This is a genomic window from Paracraurococcus ruber (assembly GCF_004353985.1).
In the GTDB taxonomy this organism is placed as follows: Bacteria; Pseudomonadota; Alphaproteobacteria; order Acetobacterales; family Acetobacteraceae; genus Paracraurococcus; species Paracraurococcus ruber.
The window spans coordinates 29,515-47,687 of record NZ_SMOA01000019.1 but is presented as its reverse complement, the minus strand read 5'-3'; the positions used below and the strand labels follow the sequence as shown (position 1 = coordinate 47,687).

Below are 18,173 nucleotides of genomic sequence, written 5' to 3'. Positions count from 1 at the left end.
GCCTGGTCGCCGCGCCGCGCGCCTCTCCGCCCCGGCCGATGCCCGGCGGCGCTTCGCCCAGGCCGGATGATGCCGCACGCCGCTCGCCCATCCCCTTGCCCGCCCTGCCCGGGCGATGCGACGGCCGCTCAGCCCCAGGGGTTCGGGCGGCCGCCGCCCCAGGGGGACGGCGCAGGGCTGGCCGGGATGCGCGGCGGCGCCGGCGGTGCCCCCGGCGGCGCCATGGCCAGCAGCCGACGCACTCGCTCCCCGGTCGGCGGATGGGTGGTGAACAGGCCGTCCATCCGCAGGCCGGACAGCGGGTTGACGATGAACATGTGGGCGCTGGCCGGATGCGCCTCGGCCGCGTGGTTCACCCTGCCCTGCTTGTAGTGTTCCAGCTTCTGCAGCGCCGCCGCGAGCCAGCGCGGGTCGCCGGCGATCTCGGCGCCCAGCCGGTCGGCCTCGTATTCGCGGGACCGGCTGATCGCCATCTGCACCAGCATGGCGGCGATGGGCCCCACCACCACCAGCAGGATGGCGCCGATCGGGCCGAAGGGGTTGCGCCGCCCGTCCTGCGTGCGGCCGCCGAACAGGAAGCCGAATTGCGCCAGCATGCCGATGGCGCCGGCCAGCGTCGCGGTGATGGTCATCAGCAGGGTGTCGCGGTGGCGGATATGCGCCAGTTCATGCGCGACGACGCCGGCGACCTCCTCCTCGCTCATCAGGTCGAGCAGGCCGGTATTCACGGCCACCGCCGCATTCTGCGGGTTGCGGCCGGTGGCGAAGGCGTTCGGCTGGTCCTCCTGGATGACGTAGAGCGCCGGCATGGGCAGCCCGGCCCGCTGCGCCAGCCGCTGCACCATGGCGAAGAGCCGCGGCGCCTGGGCCGGCGCGACCGGCTGGGCGTTGTGCATGGACAGCACCATGCGGTCGCTGTTCCACCAGGCCCACAGGTTGGTGCCGCAGGCGACGAGGAAGGCGATGGCCATGCCCTGCTCGCCGCCCAGGGCATAGCCGATGCCGATGAACAGCGCGGTGAGCGCCGCGAGCAGCACCGCCGTGCGGGCGTATCCAGCCATGTCGCATCCCTTTGTGGCGCAGCCGGGCGATTCCCCGGGCGTTGGGGGTGGCGGCACCGCGCCCCGAGGGACCAGATGAGGATGATGACCGAAACCCGACAAGAGGCGGCCTTGTCGGCCCCCGACCGCAGCGGCGCCCCGGCGCGCCTTCCCGTCCAGGCCCAGGTGCCGATTTCGCCCGACACCCCGCCGGCGCCGGTGCCGCCGATCCCGCCGCCGCCGCCTGGCCCCGACCTGCCGGACCCGCCGGTGCAGGACCCGCCCGGCCCGGATGCGCCCTTGCCCGGCGACCCCGGCCTGCCGCCGGCCGGCGACCCGCCCAGCGACCCGCCGGTGCGGATGACGGAGATCGGTGGCCCCGCCGGACCGGAGCCGACGCGCTACGGCGACTGGGAACGGAAGGGCCGCGTCAGCGACTTCTGACGGCCCCGCCGGAGCGGGGCCGGGGTGGACCGCCAGGCATGGGCCGCCGCAGCGGCCGGGTGCCGGGTGCCGGGTGCCGGGCCGGAACGCGGCCTGCCCCGGCGGAGCCTCGCCGCCGAGGGCGCAGCGCGGCGTGGCGCAGGCGCCGCAGCCCCGGACCCGGCGCGTGGAGTCTGGTCTGTGGGGTCCGGCCTGCGGGGTCCGGCCGGGTGACCACGGCCGCGGCGGGACAGGCCAAGCCCGGCCAAGCCCGGCCCCGGGGCGCCCGGCCGCGACTCGGGCGGCTCGTCGAGTCGCGGCCGGGCCGAAGCAGGAACGGGCTTGTGCGGCGGCAGGGCGAGCGGCCACAAGCACTTGTGGCCCGCCGGCCCGCGGGCCCGGCCCTGCGGCGTCAGCGATTCGTTCGCGCGACTCGGGCCAAGGGGCTGATTCGGCTGGCACCGCGATACCGGCCCCGGCACCGCTTGTTCGCGGTCCGTACCAGCACCGGCAGGCCGGGTCTCAATCGGGGTACAGAACCGGCGCCACGCGTCGCAGCCGGTCCCGCATCGCGGTGTGGCAGGTGCAGGAGGCCTGGGCCAGCCCGGTCGGGTCGGTGACCATCACCCGGCTGCGCCGGCGGCGGATCAGCCCCTTGTCGGTCAGCTGCGCCATCACCCGCGTCACCGTCGTCCGCCGCACGCCGAGCAGGTCCGAGAGCAATTCCTGCGTCACCGGCAACTCCGGCGCGCCGACCCGCTCCATCGCGATCAGCAGCCAGCGGCTGACCCGCGCCTCCACCGTGTGCAGGGACGCGCAGATGGCCGACTGCACCAGGCGCGCCATCATCGCCTCGTCATGCGACTGGATGCTCACCCGCAGGGACTCGCTGCCGGCGCAGAGCGCCTCCAGCGTCCGCAGGTCGATCCGCAGGGCCTGGCCCGGCATCTGCACCTGGATATGCCCGAGCCCGGGCAGGCGGACGATCGCCGGGCCCAGCATGCCCTCCCGCCCCACCGAATGCGCCTCGGCGGTGCGGCCATCCTCGCAGACCGCCACCACGGACACGACGGCCGGCCCGATGGGGAACAGCACGGCGGCATTCTCCGCGCCGGTGGGGCCGAGGATCTGCCCGGCCGCCAGCACCTGCCGTTCCAGATGGCCGCCGATCCGGGCCGCATCCTCCGGCGAAAGCCCATCCAGTACCCGGTTGCCGGTGCCGGCAGGCTGCATTGGCGTCCCCGTGGTCGTCCCGGTCATGGGACGGCTCCCATACTCATCCATGGGAACGGACCTACAGCGAACTGGTTTAGTGTCAATCAGGTGCGCGCCACGGGTCGCTCGTTCTTGCCATGATCCTGCTGCCTTGTGTGGTCCCGCGGCCCGTCAGGCCAGCAGCCGGGCGATGGCGACGCGCCGGAGGTCACGATCCTCGAGCTCCCGCGTCACCGGCACGTCGAGGCTGGCGATCGGCACCAGCCCGTCCCGCGGCACATAGGCCCGGCCCGGATCGGCCAGCCAGACCTCCGCCCCCGCCGCCGCCATGGCCCGCAGCCAGGGCAGCACATGCCCGGTCATGGGCGCCTCGTAGCAGACATCCCCGGCCAGGATCAGGTCCCAGCGGCCGGCGGCGCCGACCACATCACCGTCCAGGGCGGTGACTGCCACGCCGTTCAGCGCCGCGTTCAGCCGGATGGCGGCGGTCGCCAGCGGGTCGATCTCCGCCGCCTCCACCACCGCGGCGCCGGCCATCCCCGCCGCGATGGCCGCCAGGCCGCAGCCGGCGGCGAAATCCAGCACCCGCCGGCCGGCGATCCGGGCGGGGTCGTCCAGGATCAGCCGCGCCATGGCCTGGCTGCCCGGCCAGGCGAAGGCCCAGAAGGGCGGCTCGATCCCCTCCCGTGCCAGCCAGGCCTCGGTCGCCTGCCAGATCGGGGTGATCTCGGTGGCGAGGTGCAGCGCCACCTCCGGCACCAGGGCGGGCCGGGCGATGGCGGTGTGGGCGCGGATGAAGGATGCGGCGTCCCGCATGCCCGGCCCGTCACGCCCGGCCGAGCAGGAAGGCCAGCGCCACCGCCAGCCCGACCTCCCGGTTCGCCTTGAACAGCCGGAGGCAGGCGCCGGGGTCGTGGATGTCGAGCAGGGCGACCTGCCGCGCCAGCAGCGCCGCCGGCAGCAGCAGGCCGGGCAGGAAGGCCCAGCCCAGCCCGGCCGCCCAGCCCGCCGCCGCCAGGAAGCCCAGCATCGCGGCATAGCAGGCGGCAAGGAAGGGCCGCGTCCGGTCCCCGAAGCGCAGCGCGGTGCTGCCGATGCCGACCGCCGCGTCGTCCTCCCGGTCCTGGTGGGCATAGATCGTGTCGTAGCCGAGGATCCAGCAGAAGGCGGCGGCCCAGAGCAGCAGCGCCACCAGGTCCACCTGGCCGGTCGCCGCCGCGATGCCTTCCGGCGCCGCCCAGGAGAAGACGAGGCCGAGCATCGCCTGCGGCCAATGCGTCACGCGCTTGGCCAGCGGGTAGAGCAGGATCGGCAGCAGGGAGAGCAGGCCGAACAGGATCGCCACCCGGTTCAGCTGCAGCAGCACCAGCAGCCCCACCAGGCAGAGCCCGGCCAGGAAGACCAGCGCCCGGAAGGGCGTGACGGCGCCGGAGGCGAGCGGCCGGCCGCGGGTGCGTTCCACCCGCCGGTCGATGTCGCGGTCCCAGAGGTCGTTCACCACGCAGCCCGCGCCGCGCATGGCCACCGCGCCGAGGCCGAAGAGCAGGGCGAGCCGCGCCCCCTCCCCCCAGCCCGGCGCGGCGATGGCGAAGGCCCAGAAGCCGGGCAGGACCAGCAGCCAGGACCCGATCGGCCGGTCCAGCCGGGCGAGCAGCGCATAGGGCCGCCAACCTGCCGGCAACCGGCCGATCAGCCCGCCCGTTCGGATATCGGTGTAGCCTTGCATCCGCCCGCCCTTGCTGCCGGCCTCCGTGTCAGCGAAAGACCCGCATGTCCACCCCGCGTCTCTACCTGGACCAGCCGCTGGAGGAAGGGCGGGAGATCCCCGCGACGCCCGGCCAGGCGCACCACCTGGGCGGCGTGCTGCGCCGCGGCCCGGGCGACGCGGTGCTGGTCTTCAACGGCAGGGACGGCGAATGGGCGGCGAGCATCGCAACCCTGCGCAAGGACCGCTGCACGCTGCTGCCGGAACGCCCCATCCGCCCGCAGGAGCCCCCGCCCGATACCCGCCTGCTGGTCGCCGCGGTGAAGCGGGACGCCATGGACTGGATGGCGGAGAAGGCGACCGAGCTCGGCATCGGGTCGATCCGGCCGGTGGTCACCCGCCGCAGCATCACCGACCGGGTGAACCAGGCGCGGCTGGCCGCCATCGCGCAGGAAGCGGCCGAGCAATGCGGCCGCCTGACCGTGCCCGCGGTGGCGCCGGCCATGCCGCTGCATGCGGTGCTGGATGGCTGGGACGGCACGCCGCTTCTCGCGGGCGACGAGCGGCGGGAGTCGCCGCCGCTCGCCCAGGTTGCGCAGGGGCTGCGGGCGCCCTGGGCCTGGCTGGTCGGGCCGGAAGGCGGGTTCGAGCGGGCAGAGCTTGACGATCTCCGTCGCCGTGCCTTTGTTTCGACTGTTTCCCTGGGGCCCCGCATCCTGCGGGCGGAAACGGCTGCGGTGGCGGGGCTTGCGGTGCTGCAGGCCCTGGCCGGCGACTGGAACGGGCGCTGATCGTGCCGGGCGGTCGCCCGGACCGCGGCCGCCCGGCCGGCGACCCGTCCGGCTGCGCGCAGCCCGGGCGCGGCCCGTCGGGTCAATGAAGGCTGGACGCCGGGCGTCCCGACCAGGGTCGGGCCGATCGGGGTCGAGGGGTCCGATCCCGGTGCCTGGGTCCCAGGCGGCGGGCGAATCGGCCCGCCAAACAGATGCCTGGCGGCGCCCGCCGGACGGCCCCTCGCCGTCCGGCACGGGCCGCCGGGGCCCGAGAACACTGGAAGGGCAGGATGTCGAACCCCGGCGAAGCGGACCTGACGCCGATCACCTCCGTGCGGCAACTCGCCGAATGGTTCGCCGCCGGCAGCAAGCCGCGCGGGCAATGGGGCGTGGGCACGGAGCACGAGAAATTCGGCTTTTTCCGGGATGGCTTCGCCACGCCGGCCTATGCGCCGCCCGGGGGCGAACCCGGGATCCGGGCGCTGCTGGAAGGGCTGCAGGCCAAGGGCTGGGCGCCCATCCTCGACAACGGCAACCCGATCGGGCTGAAGCGCGGCGGCGCCTCCATCAGCCTGGAGCCGGCGGGGCAGCTGGAATTGTCGGGCGCCGTGGTGCCCGACCTGCACGCCACCTGGCAGGAACTGCAGCAGCACCTGCGGGAGGTGCATGAGGTGGCGGGGCCGATGCAGATCGGCTTCGCCCCGCTCGGCTTCCATCCGCTGCATGCGCGCGACCAGATGCCGTGGATGCCGAAGGGCCGCTACGCCATCATGCGGCGCTACATGCCGACGGTCGGGTCCATGGGCCTCGACATGATGACCCGCACCTGCACGGTGCAGGCCAATCTCGACTACGGCGACGAGGCCGACATGGTCGAGAAGCTGCGCATCAGCCTGGCGCTGCAGCCGGTGGCGACCGCGCTGTTCGCCAATTCCCCGTTCACCGAAGGCAAGCCCAACGGCTTCCGCAGCATGCGGGCGCAGGTCTGGACGGATACCGACAAGGCCCGCACCGGCATCCCGGCGGTGGTGTTCGAACCGGGCTTCGGCTTCGAGCGCTTCGCCGAGTGGCTGCTGGACGTGCCGATGTACTTCGTCATGCGCGACGGCAAGTGGCTGGACGCCGCCGGCGCCAGCTTCCGCGCCTTCCTCGACGGCCGGCTGACCCTGCTGCCGGGGGAGCGCGCGACGATGGGCGACTTCGCCGACCACGTCACCACCGCCTTCACCGATGTGCGGCTCAAGCGCTTCCTCGAGATGCGCGGGGCGGATGCCGGCAGCGCGGCGATGCTGGTGGCGAAGCCGGCGCTCTGGGTCGGGCTGCTCTACGACGACGCGGCGCAGAAGGCGGCGGCGGCGCTCACGCGGGACTGGACGGTCGAGGAGATCCGCGCGCTGCGCCTGGCCGTCCCGCGGGAGGCGCTGGAGGCCCGGATCCATGGCCGGCTGGTCCGCGACGTGGCGCGGGACGCGCTGGCGATCGCCCGGGACGGGCTACGGGCGCGGGGCCTGGGCGAGGAGGTGTATCTCGCGCCGCTCGAGGAGATCGTGGACAGCGGCCTGACCCAGGCCGACCGGCTGCTGCAACTGTACGACCGCGCCTGGGGCGGCGATGCCGGCCGGGCGCTGCTGCACGCCGAGGTCTGACATGCCGCCGCCGGTGCGCCTGCGGCCGGAGGAGATCGCGGCGGTGAAGCGCATCATCGCCGCGCATTTCGGCCCGGCGGCGGAGGTGCGGGTCTTCGGCAGCCGGGCCAGGCTGGCGGCGCGCGGCGGCGACCTGGACCTGCATGTGCTGGTGCCGGGGACGGCGCCGGCCGAGAGCGTCGCCGACCGCGCAGCGATGGATATCGAGCACGCGCTGGACGACCGGCATACCGACCTGCTCGTGCTGGGGCGCGAGGATGAAGCGCGCCGGATCGACGAGGTGGCGCTGCAGACAGGCGTGCTGATTTGACCGAGGCCGATCTCGACGCCGCCATTCGCGCCGCGCAGGCCATCGCCCAGTCGCTGCGGCGGGTGCGGGAGCGGCTGGTGGCGCTCTTCCCGCTCGACGCCGCGGGCGTTTCGGCGCTGGACGAGGACCAGCGCGACCGCACCGATGCCCTGATCAAGCGCTTCGAGAATTTGGTGAACACCTTGCAGGACCAGGTCTTCCGCCAGATCGCGGAACGGGAACTGGCGCGCGACCCCGACCGGATGTCGCGCCGCGACGTGCTGGATTACATGGAGAAGATCGGGGTGCTGGACGCCGCCGACCGCTTCCTCGATGCGGTCAAGCTACGCAACCGCCTGTCGCATGTGTATCCGGAGGACCCGGCCAAGCAGGCGGGGCAGTTGAACCGCGTGCACGCGGCAACGGCGGTGGTCCTTCAGGCGCTGGAGGGCGTGGAAGCCTGGGCCGCCCGCCGCCTCACCCCACCCGCTTCGCCATGAAGACGCGGGAGAACCCCTTCTCCACCTGCCGCCCGGTCTCGGCGAAGCCGCGCCGCTCGTACAGCGCGATGTTCCGCGCCATCAGCGCATTGGTGTAGAGCCGCAGCTCCGGCAGGCCGCGGCGCCGCGCCTCCGCCTCGGTGAAGTCCAGCAGCACCCGCCCCGCGCCGGTGCCCTGCGCCGCCGGATCCACGGCGATGTTGTCCAGCAGCAGGTGGTCCGGATGCGCCTCCAGCACCACCAGGCCGCGCAGCGCGCCCGCCGCCTCCAGCAGCCAGGCCTGACCGGCGGCGATGCGGGCGGCGTAGTCGTCCTCCATCGGCGCCGGGCGGCGGCCGACCACCGCCACCCAGGGGCCATAGGCGCGCTCCACCAGCGCGGCCAGGGCGGGCGCTTCCTCGGGGCGGGCGGGGCGGATCATGCGGGCCATCCGGCGGCTGGGGACGGGCGCATCCTGCACCCGTCCCGCCCCGGTCAGAACAGGTAGTTGCCGGGGTCCAGCAGCATGGCGTCGGTGACGTTGTCGAATTGCGCCACCCGCTCGAAGCCGAATTCGCCACGCGCGCCGTCGCGGTCCACCAGCAGGAACCGCGTCAGTTCGGTCGCGCCGGGGGAGGTGACCTGCAGGTAGCTGCCCAGCGTCTCCGCCGTCGCCTGGAATTTCACCAGCAGGCGGATGTCGATCAGGTCAACGCCGTCCGCGAAATCCGTCACCCGGTCCGCCGTTTCCTTGAACCGGGCGAAGGCGAAGATGTCGCGCCCCGCCTCCCCGGTCAGGGTGTTGGTGCCGAGGCCGCCTTCTAGCCGGTCGTCGCCCTCCCCGCCATCGAGGAAGTCGTCGCCATCGCCGCCCGTCAGGCGATCATCGCCCGCCCCGCCGAAGACCACGTCGTCATCGGCGCCGCCATCGGCGGTGTCGTTGCCGCCGCCGCCATCCAGCACGTCGTCGCCCGTCCCGCCCGCCAGGCGGTCGGCGCCCTGGCCCGCCAGGATCACGTCGTCGCCGGCGCGGCCGTCCAGCGCCTGGCCGCCATCCCGGCCGAGCAGCGTGTCATCCGCCGCCCCGCCCGCCACCAGCCCGTCGCGCGGGCCGGAGACGACGACGGCGTCCGCTTCGACCGCGCGCCCCGCCACCCGCATCACCTGCGCCGCGTCCAGCGATTCCAGGCCGGCCAGCAGCAGCGAATGCGGCCCGCCCGCGGCCGGGATGCGCAGCAGCAGCCCCTCCTCCGTCGCGGCGGCGCCGGCCAGCACCGCCTTCAGGGCCTGGGGCGACAGGCCGAAGGCCGACAGGTCCAGCAGGTCGCCCTGCGCCGCCGAGAAATCCTCGATGCGGTCATGCCCCGGCCCGGCGGCGATGACGAAGCGGTCGGCGCCCCCGCCGCCCTCCAGCGTGTTCCGCCCGGCGCCGGCCGCCAGCACATCGGCATCCTCCCCGCCGCCCAGGGAATCGTCGCCGGCGCCGCCCGACAGCACATCCCTGCCGATGCCGCCCAGCAGGGTGTCGCCACCCTCCCGGCCCAGCAGCACGTCGTCGCCGTCATGGCCCTCGAAGCGCTCGGCCCGCGCGGTGCCGCCCAGCCGGTCGTCGCCGGCGCCGCCGATCACCGTGGTGAAGGCGAAGCCGTTCAGCTCCTGCGCGAAGGCCACCACCCCGCGCTCCCCGTCCGGGCCGGTCACGGCGGCATTCGGCTGGCCCATCACCACCGTGTCGGCGAAGGCGGTCAGGTCCAGCGTGGTGAAGGGCGCCGTGCTGCCGAAGAAGGCGGTGATGATGTCGTCGGTGTAGTTCCGCGGGTCGAGCAGCGTGGCGAAGAAGCTGCCGAGCAGCAGGTCGGCGCTCGCGCCCGAGAAGCCGTTCACGATGGCGCCGTCGGAGAGGCGGATGGTCTCGACGCCATCCAGCCGGATCGGCAGCTGCACCGGCGAGAGCGGGCTGAGCGCCAGGTAGAACAGCGGCACGCCGGGGATGGGCGAGGGCTGGGTGAAGGCGGCCGCAGCCTCGGCGAAATCGCCGGTGAAGCGGAAGCGGTAGCCGTTGAGGCTGAAGGTGAGCGAGTCCGGCTGCGGATCGAAGCTCAGCGTGAAGGGGTTGACCGTCGCCGGGTCGGGGAAGGCGGGGAAGCCGGCGAGGCCGGGGCCGATCCTGAAGGTCGCCACTGGGGGCTCCGTGCAAAGGGAGCCCCGTGCCTAACACGAGATGAAGAAACTGTAACGCTGGCGGCGGTCCCGGGCGGGACCCGGGCGGCCGCCCCGGCGCTACACGGCGGTGCCGCCCACCGTCAGCCCGGCCATCTTCAGGGTTGGCTGGCCGACGCCCACCGGCACGCCCTGGCCCTGCTTGCCGCAGGTGCCGATGCCGGGATCGAGCGCCATGTCGTTGCCGACCATCGTCACCTTCGTCAGGCTGTCCGGCCCGTTGCCGATCAGCGTCGCGCCCTTCACCGGGGCGCCCAGCTTCCCGTCCTCGATCAGATAGGCCTCGCTGGCGGAGAAGACGAATTTCCCGCTGGTGATGTCCACCTGGCCGCCGCCGAAATTCACCGCGTAGAGCCCGCGCTTGACGCTGCCGATGATCTCCGCCGGGCTGTGCGACCCGCCCAGCATCACCGTGTTGGTCATCCGCGGCATGGGGATATGCGCGAAGCTCTGCCGGCGGCCATTGCCGGTCGGCGCCACGCCCATCAGCCTGGCGTTCTGCCGGTCCTGCAGGAAGCCGACCAGCACGCCATCCTCGATCAGCACGGTGCGGTTGCTGGGCGTGCCCTCGTCATCCACGGTCAGCGACCCGCGGCGGTCCGGCAGGGTGCCGTCATCCACCACCGTCACGCCGGGGGCGGCGATCCGCTGGCCGAGCAGCCCGGCGAAGGCGCTGGTCTTCTTGCGGTTGAAGTCGCCCTCCAGCCCATGGCCGATCGCCTCGTGCAGCAGGATGCCGGGCCAGCCGCTGCCCAGCACCACCTCCATCTCGCCCGCCGGGGCCGGGACGCTGTCCAGGTTCACCAGCGCCTGCCGCAGCGCCTCCTGCACCGCGCCCTGCCAGACCGGCGCGGCGACGATGCGGGCATAGTCGAAGCGGCCGCCCATGCCATGGCTGCCGGTCTCCCGCCGCCCGTCCTGCTCCACCACCACGGCAACGTTCAGCCGCACCAGTGGGCGGATGTCGGCGACGCTCGTGCCGTCCGCCCGCAGGATCTGCACCGCTTGCCATTCGCCGGCCAGGCTCGCCATCACCTGCTTCACCCGCGGGTCGCGGCCCCGGGCATAGGCGTCGATCTCGGCCAGCAGCGCCGTCTTGGCGGCGAAGTCCAGCAGCGCCAGCGGGTTCGCATCCTCGTACAGCCGGGCATTGGTGGCACGCGGAGCGACATCCAGCGTGCCGCAGCGGCCCTGCCGCACGGCGCCCACCGTCTCGGCCGCCCGCTTCAGCGCCGCCTCGCTCAACTCCCCCGCATGGGCATAGCCGGCCGCCTCCCCGGCCACGGCGCGCAGGCCGAAGCCCTTGGTGGCGTCGAAGCTGGCGGAGCGGATACGGCCGTCGTCCAGCGAGATCATCTCGCTCTCGCGGTATTCCAGGAACAGCTCGCCATCCTCGGCGCCGGCCAGCGCAGCCTTCAGGATGCGCTCGGACGCGGCCCGGTCCAGCTCGCTGAAGAACAGGCGGTCGGTGACGGCGATCGGGCTATCGAGCGGCATGGGGACGGGTTCCTCGGGACAGCAGGGGCAGGCACGGGCCGGGTCGGGCGGGACCGCCGCGGCCGGGGCGGCGCGGCGCATGGTCGCCCGGCCGCCTCCAGGAAAGCTGAACGGATCGGGCCCGCGACGGGCCAAGGGTCGCAGACATACCGGCCTTTCGCGCCGAATACACGTCGGCCGGCCGTCCGGCCCGCGATCTCGCGCCGGCCAGCGCAGGTGCCGGCCGCCACGGCCATTATGTTTGTCGCGCAGCCGCCACGCCAACCCCGCGCGATGTCTGGGGCACGGCCGCCACGCCGACCCCGCGCGCGGAACCGGCAGCCAGGCCGCGGGATGCCCGCGCCCCGGTCTCAGGCGACCAGGGGCGCCAGCAGGCGCGATGCCGGGAAGCGCAGCACCGCGGTGGTGCCCTGGCCGGGCGTGCTCTCGAGCGTGAGCGTCGCCCCCTGCGCCTCGGCCAGCGCCCGCGAGAGATACAGGCCGAGGCCGGAGCCGGGGAAGCGCCGCGCCAGGGAGGAATCGAGCTGGGTGAAGGGCTCGAAGGCGCGCGGGATGTCCTCGGGCGCGATGCCGATGCCGCTGTCGGCGACCCGCAGCACCAGGCCGCCGCCCCTGGCCCCGCCCCCGCTCGCGCCCCCGCCCCCGTCCACGGGCCCGTCCAGGGGCCCGTCGGCCTCCTCGGCCGTCGCCGCCGCGGTCACCGTCACGGTGCCGCCGGCCGGGGTGAATTTCACCGCGTTGGAGACGAGGTTGAGCAGCACCTGCCGCAGCCGCACCTCGTCGGCGCGCAGCAGCGGCAGCGCCGGCGGCAGCGCCGCCGCCACCGTCACGCCGGCGGTCGCCGCCGTCGCCTGCATGACCCGCACCGTGGTCTCGACCAGCGGGATGACCGCGACCTCGCCCTCGGTCATGGCGAAGCCGGTGGTCTCCGCCCGGGTCACGTCCAGGATGTCGTCGATCAGCGACAGCAGGTGCCGCCCCGCCTCATGGATCGAGCGGACATAGTCCCGCCCGCGCACCGGGTCGGGGTCGGCGGTGATCGCCTCGGAGAAGCCGATCACCGCGTTCAGCGGCGTCCGCAGCTCATGGCTCATCGTCGCCAGGAAGCGGGACTTGGCGCGGTTCGCCGCCTCCGCCGCGTCCTTGGCGCGCTCCAGCTCGGCGCGGATGCGGCGGTCCTCGGTCACGTCGGTCAGGGCCAGCACCCAGCCGCCGCCCGGCACCGGCTCGGACGCGATCTCCAGCACCAGCCCGCTCGGCCGGGTGCGGACCGACAGGCTGGGCTGCCGGCGGTCCCGCGCCTTCAGCCGCGCGGCGGTGGCCAGCCCTTCCTCCCCGGCGCCGTACTCCCCGCGCTGCTGCAGGTGGTCGATGAAGCCCTCGAAGCTGCCGCCGGCCGCCATCACCGCCTGCGGCAGCTCCAGCAGCTCGAGGAATTCCGGGTTCACCGCCAGGATCCGCCCCTCGGCGTCGAACAGCGCGATGCCGTGGCGGATGTTGTCCAGCATGGCCTGCAGGATGCCGGCGCGGCGCTGCGCCTCGGCCTCGGCCGTCGCCAGGGCGCTGATGTCCGACATGGTGACGACGAAGCCGCCATCCGGCGTCGGGTCCGACGTCACCTCGATGATCCGTCCGTCGGCATTCGGCCGGACGTAGCGGGCCGGCCGCGTGCGATCCAGCATGCGGGCCATGCGCGCCGTCGCCTCGGCATCGCCGCCGACCGAGCCGCGCCGGAGCTGGCAGGCGATCAGCTCCTCGAGCGAGGCGCCGACCGCCAGCATCTCGGGCGGATAGCCGCCGAGGTCGGCGGCCAGGCGGTTGGCGGCGATGATGCGGCGGTCCGGCCCGTAGTAGCAGATGCCGTGCCGCATGCTGTCGAGCATGAGCTGGAGGATGCCGGCGCGCGACGCCGCCTCGCTCTCGGCCCGGGCCAGGTCGGTCACGTCGGTATGGGTGATGACGAAGCCGCCATCCGGCGTCGGATCCGACCCCACCTCCATCACCTGGCCGTTCGGCCGCTGCCGGCGGTAGCGGATGGACCGGCCGCGATCCATGCCCAGCAGTTCGCGCAGCCGCGCCTCCGCCGCCTCCCCGGTGCCGAGCTGGCCGCTGCGCCACTGCTCCCGCACCAGCTCGTCGAAGCTCTCGCCCTCCCGCCCGCGCAGGTCGGGCAGCGCATGCGGCGGCCCGGCCAGGCGGTTGGCCAGGATCATCCGGCGGTCCGGCCCGAACAGGATCAGCGCATGCCGCATGCTGTCGAGCGCGGCCTGCAGCATGGCGGCGTGCTGCCGCGCCTCCGCCTCGGCCCGCGCCCGGGCGGTGACGTCGGTGAAGCTGACGACGAAGCCGCCATCCGGCGTCGGGTCGGTATAGACCTCCAGCTGCCGGCCGTCGGTCAGGTGGCGCATCTCCCGCCGCGGCTGCGACCGGTCGAGCGCGGCGAGGCGCTGCATGGTCGCGGTGGCGCCCGGCTCCGGCCCGAAATGGCCGCGGTCGCGCTGCCGCAGCAGCGTCTCCTCCAGCGCGATGCCGGCCGGCATGTCCACCGGCGCCAGGCCGGTCAGCGCCGGCGCCAGGGCATTGGCCGCCTTCAGCCTCCGGTCCGGGCCGTAGATCAGCAGCCCGTGCCGCATGTGGTCGAGCGCGGCCTGCAGCATGGCGGCGCGGGATTCCGCCGCCGCCTCGGCCTCCGCCAGGGCGCTGATGTCGGAGAAGGTGATGGCGAAGCCGCCATCCGGCGTGGGGTCGGAGACCACCTCGATCAGCCGGCCGGCGGCGTTGCGCCGCTGGTAGCGGATGGGCTGGCTGCGATCGAGCGCGCCGAGCCGGCTGACCTCCGCCGCCGCGCCCGGGGTGTCGCCGAAGACGCCGGCCGCCTGCTGGCCGCGCAGCACCTCGGCATGCAGGGTGCCGGGGCGCAGGCTTCCCTCCGGCGCGCCGGACAGCGTGGCGGCCAGGCGGTTGGCGGCGATCAGCCGGCGGTCCGGCCCGAACAGCATGATCCCGTGCCGGATCACGTCCAGCATCACCGCCTGGGTCGCGGCCTGCCGCTTCGCCTCCGCCTCCGCCCGCGCCAGCGGCGTGATGTCGGACAGCGTGATGACGAAGCCGCCATCCGGCATGGGGTCGGAGAAGACCTCGAGCGTGCGGCCATCCCGCGTCGGGCGGATGTAGTGCAGCGGCCGCGACCGGTCGGCGGCGGCCGCCTGCCGCTCCAGCGTCGCGTCCAGCGCCGCGTCGCCGGTCGCACCGCGGCCGAACAGCGCGCCGGTCAGCGCCTCCAGCGGGGCACCGGGCACCGCCATCGCGTCCGGCACGCCGGTCAGCTCCCGCGCCAGGCGGTTGTCGGCCAGGAAGCGCCGGTCGGGGCCGAACAGCACCACGCCATGGTGCATGTTGTCGATCATCGCCTGCAGCGTGGCGGCGCGCTGCTCCGCCCGCGCCTCGGCCTCCGCCAGCGCGGTCACGTCGGTCCAGGTGACGACGAAGCCGCCATCCGGCGTGGGGTCGGACACGCTGTCCACCACCCGCCCGTCCGGCATCCGCCGGCGCACCGGGTGGGACTGCCGGCGGTCGCGCCGGGCCACCGCCGCCGCCTCGGCCTCGGCCGCGGCGCCTTCGCCGAAGACGCCCTGCGCCAGCTGCCGCGCCGCCAGGTCGGCCACCGTCATGCCCGGCCGCATCTCCTCGGCCGGCACGCCGGCCAGGCCGGCCGCCAGGCGGTTGGCGACCACCAGCCCGCCCTCCGGCCCGAACAGCGCCAGGCCGTGCCGCATGGAATCCTGCATGGTCTGCAGCAGCGTGGCGCGCTCGCGCGTCGCCTCCTCGGCCCGCACCAGCGCGGTCACGTCGGTCAGGGTGATGACGAAGCCGCCATCGGGCGTGGGGGCGGAGCGTTCCTGCATGACCCGCCCGTCCGGCAGGCCGCGGCGGGTCTCGAAGGCCTCGCCGCGGTCGCGCGCCAGGGCGTCGCGCATCGCCGCCCCGCCCGCCTCCCCCACGCCGTAGAAGCCGGCCGCCTGCTGCGCCCGCACCAAGTCGCCGAAGGGCCGGCCGGGCTGCAGGTCCCCGGGCGGCAGCAAGGTGCAGGACGCCGCCATGGCATTGGCCGCCAGCAGCCTGCCGTCGCGGTCGTAGAGGATGAAGCCGTGCTGCATGGCATCCAGCGCCACCTGCAGCATGGCGGCGCGGCGCTCCGCCGCCTCCTCCGCCCGGGCGCGGGCGGTGACGTCGGTCCAGCTGATGACGAAGCCGCCCTCGGGCGTCGGGTCGGAATGGATCTCGATGATCCGCCCGTCCGGCATCGTGCGGCGGTAGCGGATGGGCTGGCTGCGGTCGAAGCCGATGATCTCGGCCGCCGCCGCATCCGCCGCCGGCCCGGTGCCGAAGACGCCGGCGGCGCGCTGCGCGACGACGATCTCGTCCAGGCTGCAGCCGGGCCGCACCGCCGGGTCGGGCGTGCCGCTCAGCGCCTGGGCCAGGCTGTTCACCGCCAGCAGCCGCCGGTCGGGGCCATAGAGCGCGATGCCGTGCCGCATCTTGTCGAGCAGGGCCTGCAGCGCGGCGGCGCGCGCCGTGGCCTCGGCCCGGGCGGCGTGCAGCGCGGTGATGTCGGTCACCACCTGGACGATGCCGCCATCCGGCAGCGACGCGTAGCGGATGTCGAGCACCGTGCCGTCCGGCCGGATGCGCTGCCGCGGCACCGGCGCTTCCGGCGGGCGGTACAGGTTGCGCCGCGCCAGCTCCTCCGGGTCGCCGGGGCCGTATTCGCCCTGCCGGGCGCGGCGGCTGGCGATCTCCTCCCGGTGCTCGCCGACCGCGACCTCCGCCCCGGCCATGATCGCCTGGTGCGCGGCATTCACCATGGTGGCGCGGCCATCGGCGCCATAGACCACGACGCCATGCGGCAGGCAGGCGAGGACGCCGTCGAGCAGGCCGGCGCGGCGCTGCGCCTCCTCCTCCGCCCGGCGGGCGGCGGTCATGTCGGTCACCTCGACCAGGTGGCCGCCTTCCGGCAGGCCCTGGCTCTCGAAGCGCAGCACCTGGCCGTTCGGCCGGGTGCGCTGGTAGGTGTGCGGCCGCGACCGGTCCAGCCGCAGCCGGTCCTCCACCACCGCGTCGCTGTCCTGGTTGGCGAATTCCCCGCGCTCCGCCAGCAGGCGGTAGAAGGCGGCATGCGTCATGCCGGGGCGGATGGTGCCGCGCGGCAGGCCCAGCAGGTCCTCATAGGCCGGGTTGGTGAAGACGACGCGGCGGTCCTGGTCATAGGCGGCGACGCCGCCATGCAGCCGCGCCAGCAGGTCCTGCAGCCGCCGCGCCTGCGCCGCCGCCGCCTCGGTCCCCGCCAGCAGGCCGGTCACCTCCACCAGGGCGGCGACGGCGCCGCCGCCGGCCAGCGGCGCGCCGATCTCATCGAAGCAGGCGCCGTCGGCGCGGCGGATGCGGCGGCGGAAGGGCCGCCCGCGATCGATGCGGAGCTGCTCGGCCGCCAGCGCCTCCGGGTCGCCGGGGCCGTAGAAGCCCTGACGGGCGAGGCTGCGGACCAGCCCCTCCACCGGCGCCCCGGGCAGCAGATGCGCGGCGTCGAGCCCGGTGGCGCGCCGCAGCGCATCGTTGACGAAAGCGAGGCGCCCATCCGGCCCGGTCGCCCAGACGCCGAGCGGCAGCGCGGAGAGCGCCGCCATCAGCGCCGCATCGGCCGCCCCGCTTGGTTTCATGCGCCTCTCCGCGATTCTCTGGGGGAGGATTTCCCACAGGTTGAATACCTGAGCGCGTGCAACGCCGCCAGCGCCGCGGCGAGGACCAGCACGGCGCAGGCCTGGTGCAGCGTGCCGAGCCAGACAGGCACGACATGCACCAGCGTGGCAACGCCGAGTGCATATTGCAGGCAAACGGCGAAGCCGAGGCCGAGGCAGGCGCGCCGTGCCGGGCCGGCCGGCAGCCTGCGCCAGCCGGCGAAGGCGGCGCCCAGCGCGGCGAGCGTCGCCAGCGTCGCCAGCAGGCGGTGGTTGAACTGCACCGCGGCGATGTTGACGGTGAGATTCGTCCAGGCGGGGTCCAGCCGCCAGTAGCCTTCCGGCACCAGCCGCCCCGCCATCAGCGGGAAGGTGTTGTAGTCGAAGCCCGCCTTGGTGCCGGCGACGAAGCCGCCGGCCAGCATGGCGGCCACGATCAGCCAGGCGGCCGCCTGGGCCTGCCGCCGCACCGTCCGCTGCCCCGGCACCGCCGGCGCCGGCACCGGCCGCAGCACCGACAGGCCGGTCCAGAGCAGCGCGGCAAAGAGCACCAGCGCCAGGCCGAGATGCATCACGAGGCGATAGGGGGAGACGGCGGTGCGGTCCGCCTCGAACCCCGAGGCGACCATGAACCACCCCACCGCGCCCTGCAGCCCGCCGAGCAGCAGCAGCAGGACCAGCCGCGGCTTCAGCCCGGCCGGGATGCGGCCGCGAAGCCAGAACCAGGCCAGCGGCACGGCATAGGCCAGGCCGATCAGCCGCCCCCAGAAGCGGTGGATCCACTCCAGCCAGAAGATCTCCTTGAAGCCCTCGATCCCGAAGCCGGCATTGACCAGCGCGTATTGCGGGATGGAGCGGTAGAGGTCGTAGAGCCGCCGCCACTCCGCCTCGCTCAGCGGCGGCAGGGTGCCGGACAGCGGCGCCCATTCCATGATGGACAGGCCGGACCCGGTCAGGCGGGTGGCGCCGCCGATGGCGACCATGACCCAGACCATGCCGGCGACGGCCAGCAGCCAGACGGCGATGGGGCGGGGGTTGGGCTCGATGCGGTCGGCCGCGGCGGCCGAGATCTGGGCGTCGAAGGGCATGGCCCGAGTATAGGGTCGCCCCGCCGCCGGCGCATCGGCAGCGGCTTGCCCGGGGGCGGCCGG

The 18,173-nt window shown here is 74.4% G+C and carries 14 protein-coding genes; 5 read left to right on the top strand and 9 right to left on the bottom strand.

What is annotated here, in order from left to right:
* Positions 1-128: 128 nt before the first annotated feature.
* Positions 129-1,061 (bottom strand): zinc metalloprotease HtpX, encoded by a 933-nt coding sequence (htpX, locus tag E2C05_RS06470; protein WP_133218789.1) that lies wholly within the window; start codon positions 1,059-1,061, stop codon positions 129-131.
* Positions 1,062-1,172: 111 nt separating this feature from the next.
* Between htpX and E2C05_RS35390 the strand changes: the two genes are divergently transcribed.
* Entirely contained in the window at positions 1,173-1,484 is a 312-nt protein-coding gene (locus E2C05_RS35390) for a succinate dehydrogenase assembly factor 4 (protein WP_456306482.1), read from the top strand.
* Positions 1,485-1,985: 501 nt separating this feature from the next.
* Here the strand turns inward: E2C05_RS35390 and E2C05_RS06460 are convergent.
* The 3 genes from E2C05_RS06460 to ubiA all read right to left on the bottom strand — a co-directional run bounded on the left by E2C05_RS06460 (position 1,986) and on the right by ubiA (position 4,404).
* On the bottom strand, positions 1,986-2,723 hold the full coding sequence (locus tag E2C05_RS06460; RefSeq protein ID WP_133218787.1) for a Crp/Fnr family transcriptional regulator: 738 nt from the start codon (positions 2,721-2,723) through the stop codon (positions 1,986-1,988).
* Between the two features lie 126 nt (positions 2,724-2,849).
* Positions 2,850-3,494 carry a class I SAM-dependent methyltransferase gene (locus E2C05_RS06455; RefSeq protein WP_133218786.1) on the bottom strand — a complete coding sequence of 215 codons (645 nt, stop codon included), beginning with the start codon at positions 3,492-3,494 and terminating at the stop codon, positions 2,850-2,852.
* A 10-nt stretch (positions 3,495-3,504) separates the two neighbouring features.
* The gene (gene ubiA, locus E2C05_RS06450; protein ID WP_133218785.1) at positions 3,505-4,404 is read right to left on the bottom strand and encodes a 4-hydroxybenzoate octaprenyltransferase; all 900 of its coding nucleotides are present in this window, start codon (positions 4,402-4,404) and stop codon (positions 3,505-3,507) included.
* A gap of 44 nt (positions 4,405-4,448) precedes the next feature.
* Between ubiA and E2C05_RS06445 the strand changes: the two genes are divergently transcribed.
* The 4 genes from E2C05_RS06445 (at position 4,449) to E2C05_RS06430 (ending at position 7,591) form a co-directional block, all read left to right on the top strand.
* The gene (locus tag E2C05_RS06445) at positions 4,449-5,174 is read left to right on the top strand and encodes a 16S rRNA (uracil(1498)-N(3))-methyltransferase (RefSeq protein WP_133218784.1); all 726 of its coding nucleotides are present in this window, start codon (positions 4,449-4,451) and stop codon (positions 5,172-5,174) included.
* A 272-nt stretch (positions 5,175-5,446) separates the two neighbouring features.
* Positions 5,447-6,802 (top strand): glutamate--cysteine ligase, encoded by a 1,356-nt coding sequence (locus E2C05_RS06440; protein WP_133218783.1) that lies wholly within the window; start codon positions 5,447-5,449, stop codon positions 6,800-6,802.
* A gap of 1 nt (position 6,803) precedes the next feature.
* The gene (locus E2C05_RS06435) at positions 6,804-7,112 is read left to right on the top strand and encodes a nucleotidyltransferase domain-containing protein (protein ID WP_133218782.1); all 309 of its coding nucleotides are present in this window, start codon (positions 6,804-6,806) and stop codon (positions 7,110-7,112) included.
* The gene (locus E2C05_RS06430; RefSeq protein WP_133218781.1) at positions 7,109-7,591 is read left to right on the top strand and encodes a nucleotidyltransferase substrate binding protein; all 483 of its coding nucleotides are present in this window, start codon (positions 7,109-7,111) and stop codon (positions 7,589-7,591) included. Before E2C05_RS06435 ends, E2C05_RS06430 begins: the two co-directional genes overlap by 4 nt.
* Here E2C05_RS06430 and E2C05_RS06425 read toward each other — a convergent pair.
* The 5 genes from E2C05_RS06425 to E2C05_RS06405 all read right to left on the bottom strand — a co-directional run bounded on the left by E2C05_RS06425 (position 7,569) and on the right by E2C05_RS06405 (position 18,110).
* Positions 7,569-8,012: a GNAT family N-acetyltransferase gene (locus E2C05_RS06425; RefSeq protein WP_133218780.1), complete on the bottom strand. Its 444-nt coding sequence runs from the start codon at positions 8,010-8,012 to the stop codon at positions 7,569-7,571. The genes E2C05_RS06430 and E2C05_RS06425 overlap by 23 nt on opposite strands.
* 53 nt (positions 8,013-8,065) lie before the next feature.
* Positions 8,066-9,751, bottom strand: a complete 1,686-nt coding sequence (locus E2C05_RS06420) for a type I secretion C-terminal target domain-containing protein (protein ID WP_133218779.1) — start codon at positions 9,749-9,751, stop codon at positions 8,066-8,068.
* Between the two features lie 99 nt (positions 9,752-9,850).
* The gene (tldD, locus tag E2C05_RS06415; RefSeq protein ID WP_133218778.1) at positions 9,851-11,287 is read right to left on the bottom strand and encodes a metalloprotease TldD; all 1,437 of its coding nucleotides are present in this window, start codon (positions 11,285-11,287) and stop codon (positions 9,851-9,853) included.
* A gap of 350 nt (positions 11,288-11,637) precedes the next feature.
* Positions 11,638-17,004: a PAS-domain containing protein gene (locus E2C05_RS06410; RefSeq protein WP_133218777.1), complete on the bottom strand. Its 5,367-nt coding sequence runs from the start codon at positions 17,002-17,004 to the stop codon at positions 11,638-11,640.
* Positions 17,001-18,110: a COX15/CtaA family protein gene (locus E2C05_RS06405; RefSeq protein ID WP_133218776.1), complete on the bottom strand. Its 1,110-nt coding sequence runs from the start codon at positions 18,108-18,110 to the stop codon at positions 17,001-17,003. Before E2C05_RS06405 ends, E2C05_RS06410 begins: the two co-directional genes overlap by 4 nt.
* Positions 18,111-18,173: the final 63 nt, after the last annotated feature.

Coding starts and splice junctions, on each gene's coding strand:
- htpX (WP_133218789.1), bottom strand. CDS start 1,061: ATGGCTGGATACGCCCGCACGGCGGTGCTGCTCGCGGCGCTCACCGCG.
- E2C05_RS06460 (WP_133218787.1), bottom strand. CDS start 2,723: ATGACCGGGACGACCACGGGGACGCCAATGCAGCCTGCCGGCACCGGC.
- E2C05_RS06455 (WP_133218786.1), bottom strand. CDS start 3,494: ATGCGGGACGCCGCATCCTTCATCCGCGCCCACACCGCCATCGCCCGG.
- ubiA (WP_133218785.1), bottom strand. CDS start 4,404: ATGCAAGGCTACACCGATATCCGAACGGGCGGGCTGATCGGCCGGTTG.
- E2C05_RS06445 (WP_133218784.1), top strand. CDS start 4,449: ATGTCCACCCCGCGTCTCTACCTGGACCAGCCGCTGGAGGAAGGGCGG.
- E2C05_RS06440 (WP_133218783.1), top strand. CDS start 5,447: ATGTCGAACCCCGGCGAAGCGGACCTGACGCCGATCACCTCCGTGCGG.
- E2C05_RS06435 (WP_133218782.1), top strand. CDS start 6,804: ATGCCGCCGCCGGTGCGCCTGCGGCCGGAGGAGATCGCGGCGGTGAAG.
- E2C05_RS06425 (WP_133218780.1), bottom strand. CDS start 8,012: ATGATCCGCCCCGCCCGCCCCGAGGAAGCGCCCGCCCTGGCCGCGCTG.
- tldD (WP_133218778.1), bottom strand. CDS start 11,287: ATGCCGCTCGATAGCCCGATCGCCGTCACCGACCGCCTGTTCTTCAGC.
- E2C05_RS06410 (WP_133218777.1), bottom strand. CDS start 17,004: ATGAAACCAAGCGGGGCGGCCGATGCGGCGCTGATGGCGGCGCTCTCC.
- E2C05_RS06405 (WP_133218776.1), bottom strand. CDS start 18,110: ATGCCCTTCGACGCCCAGATCTCGGCCGCCGCGGCCGACCGCATCGAG.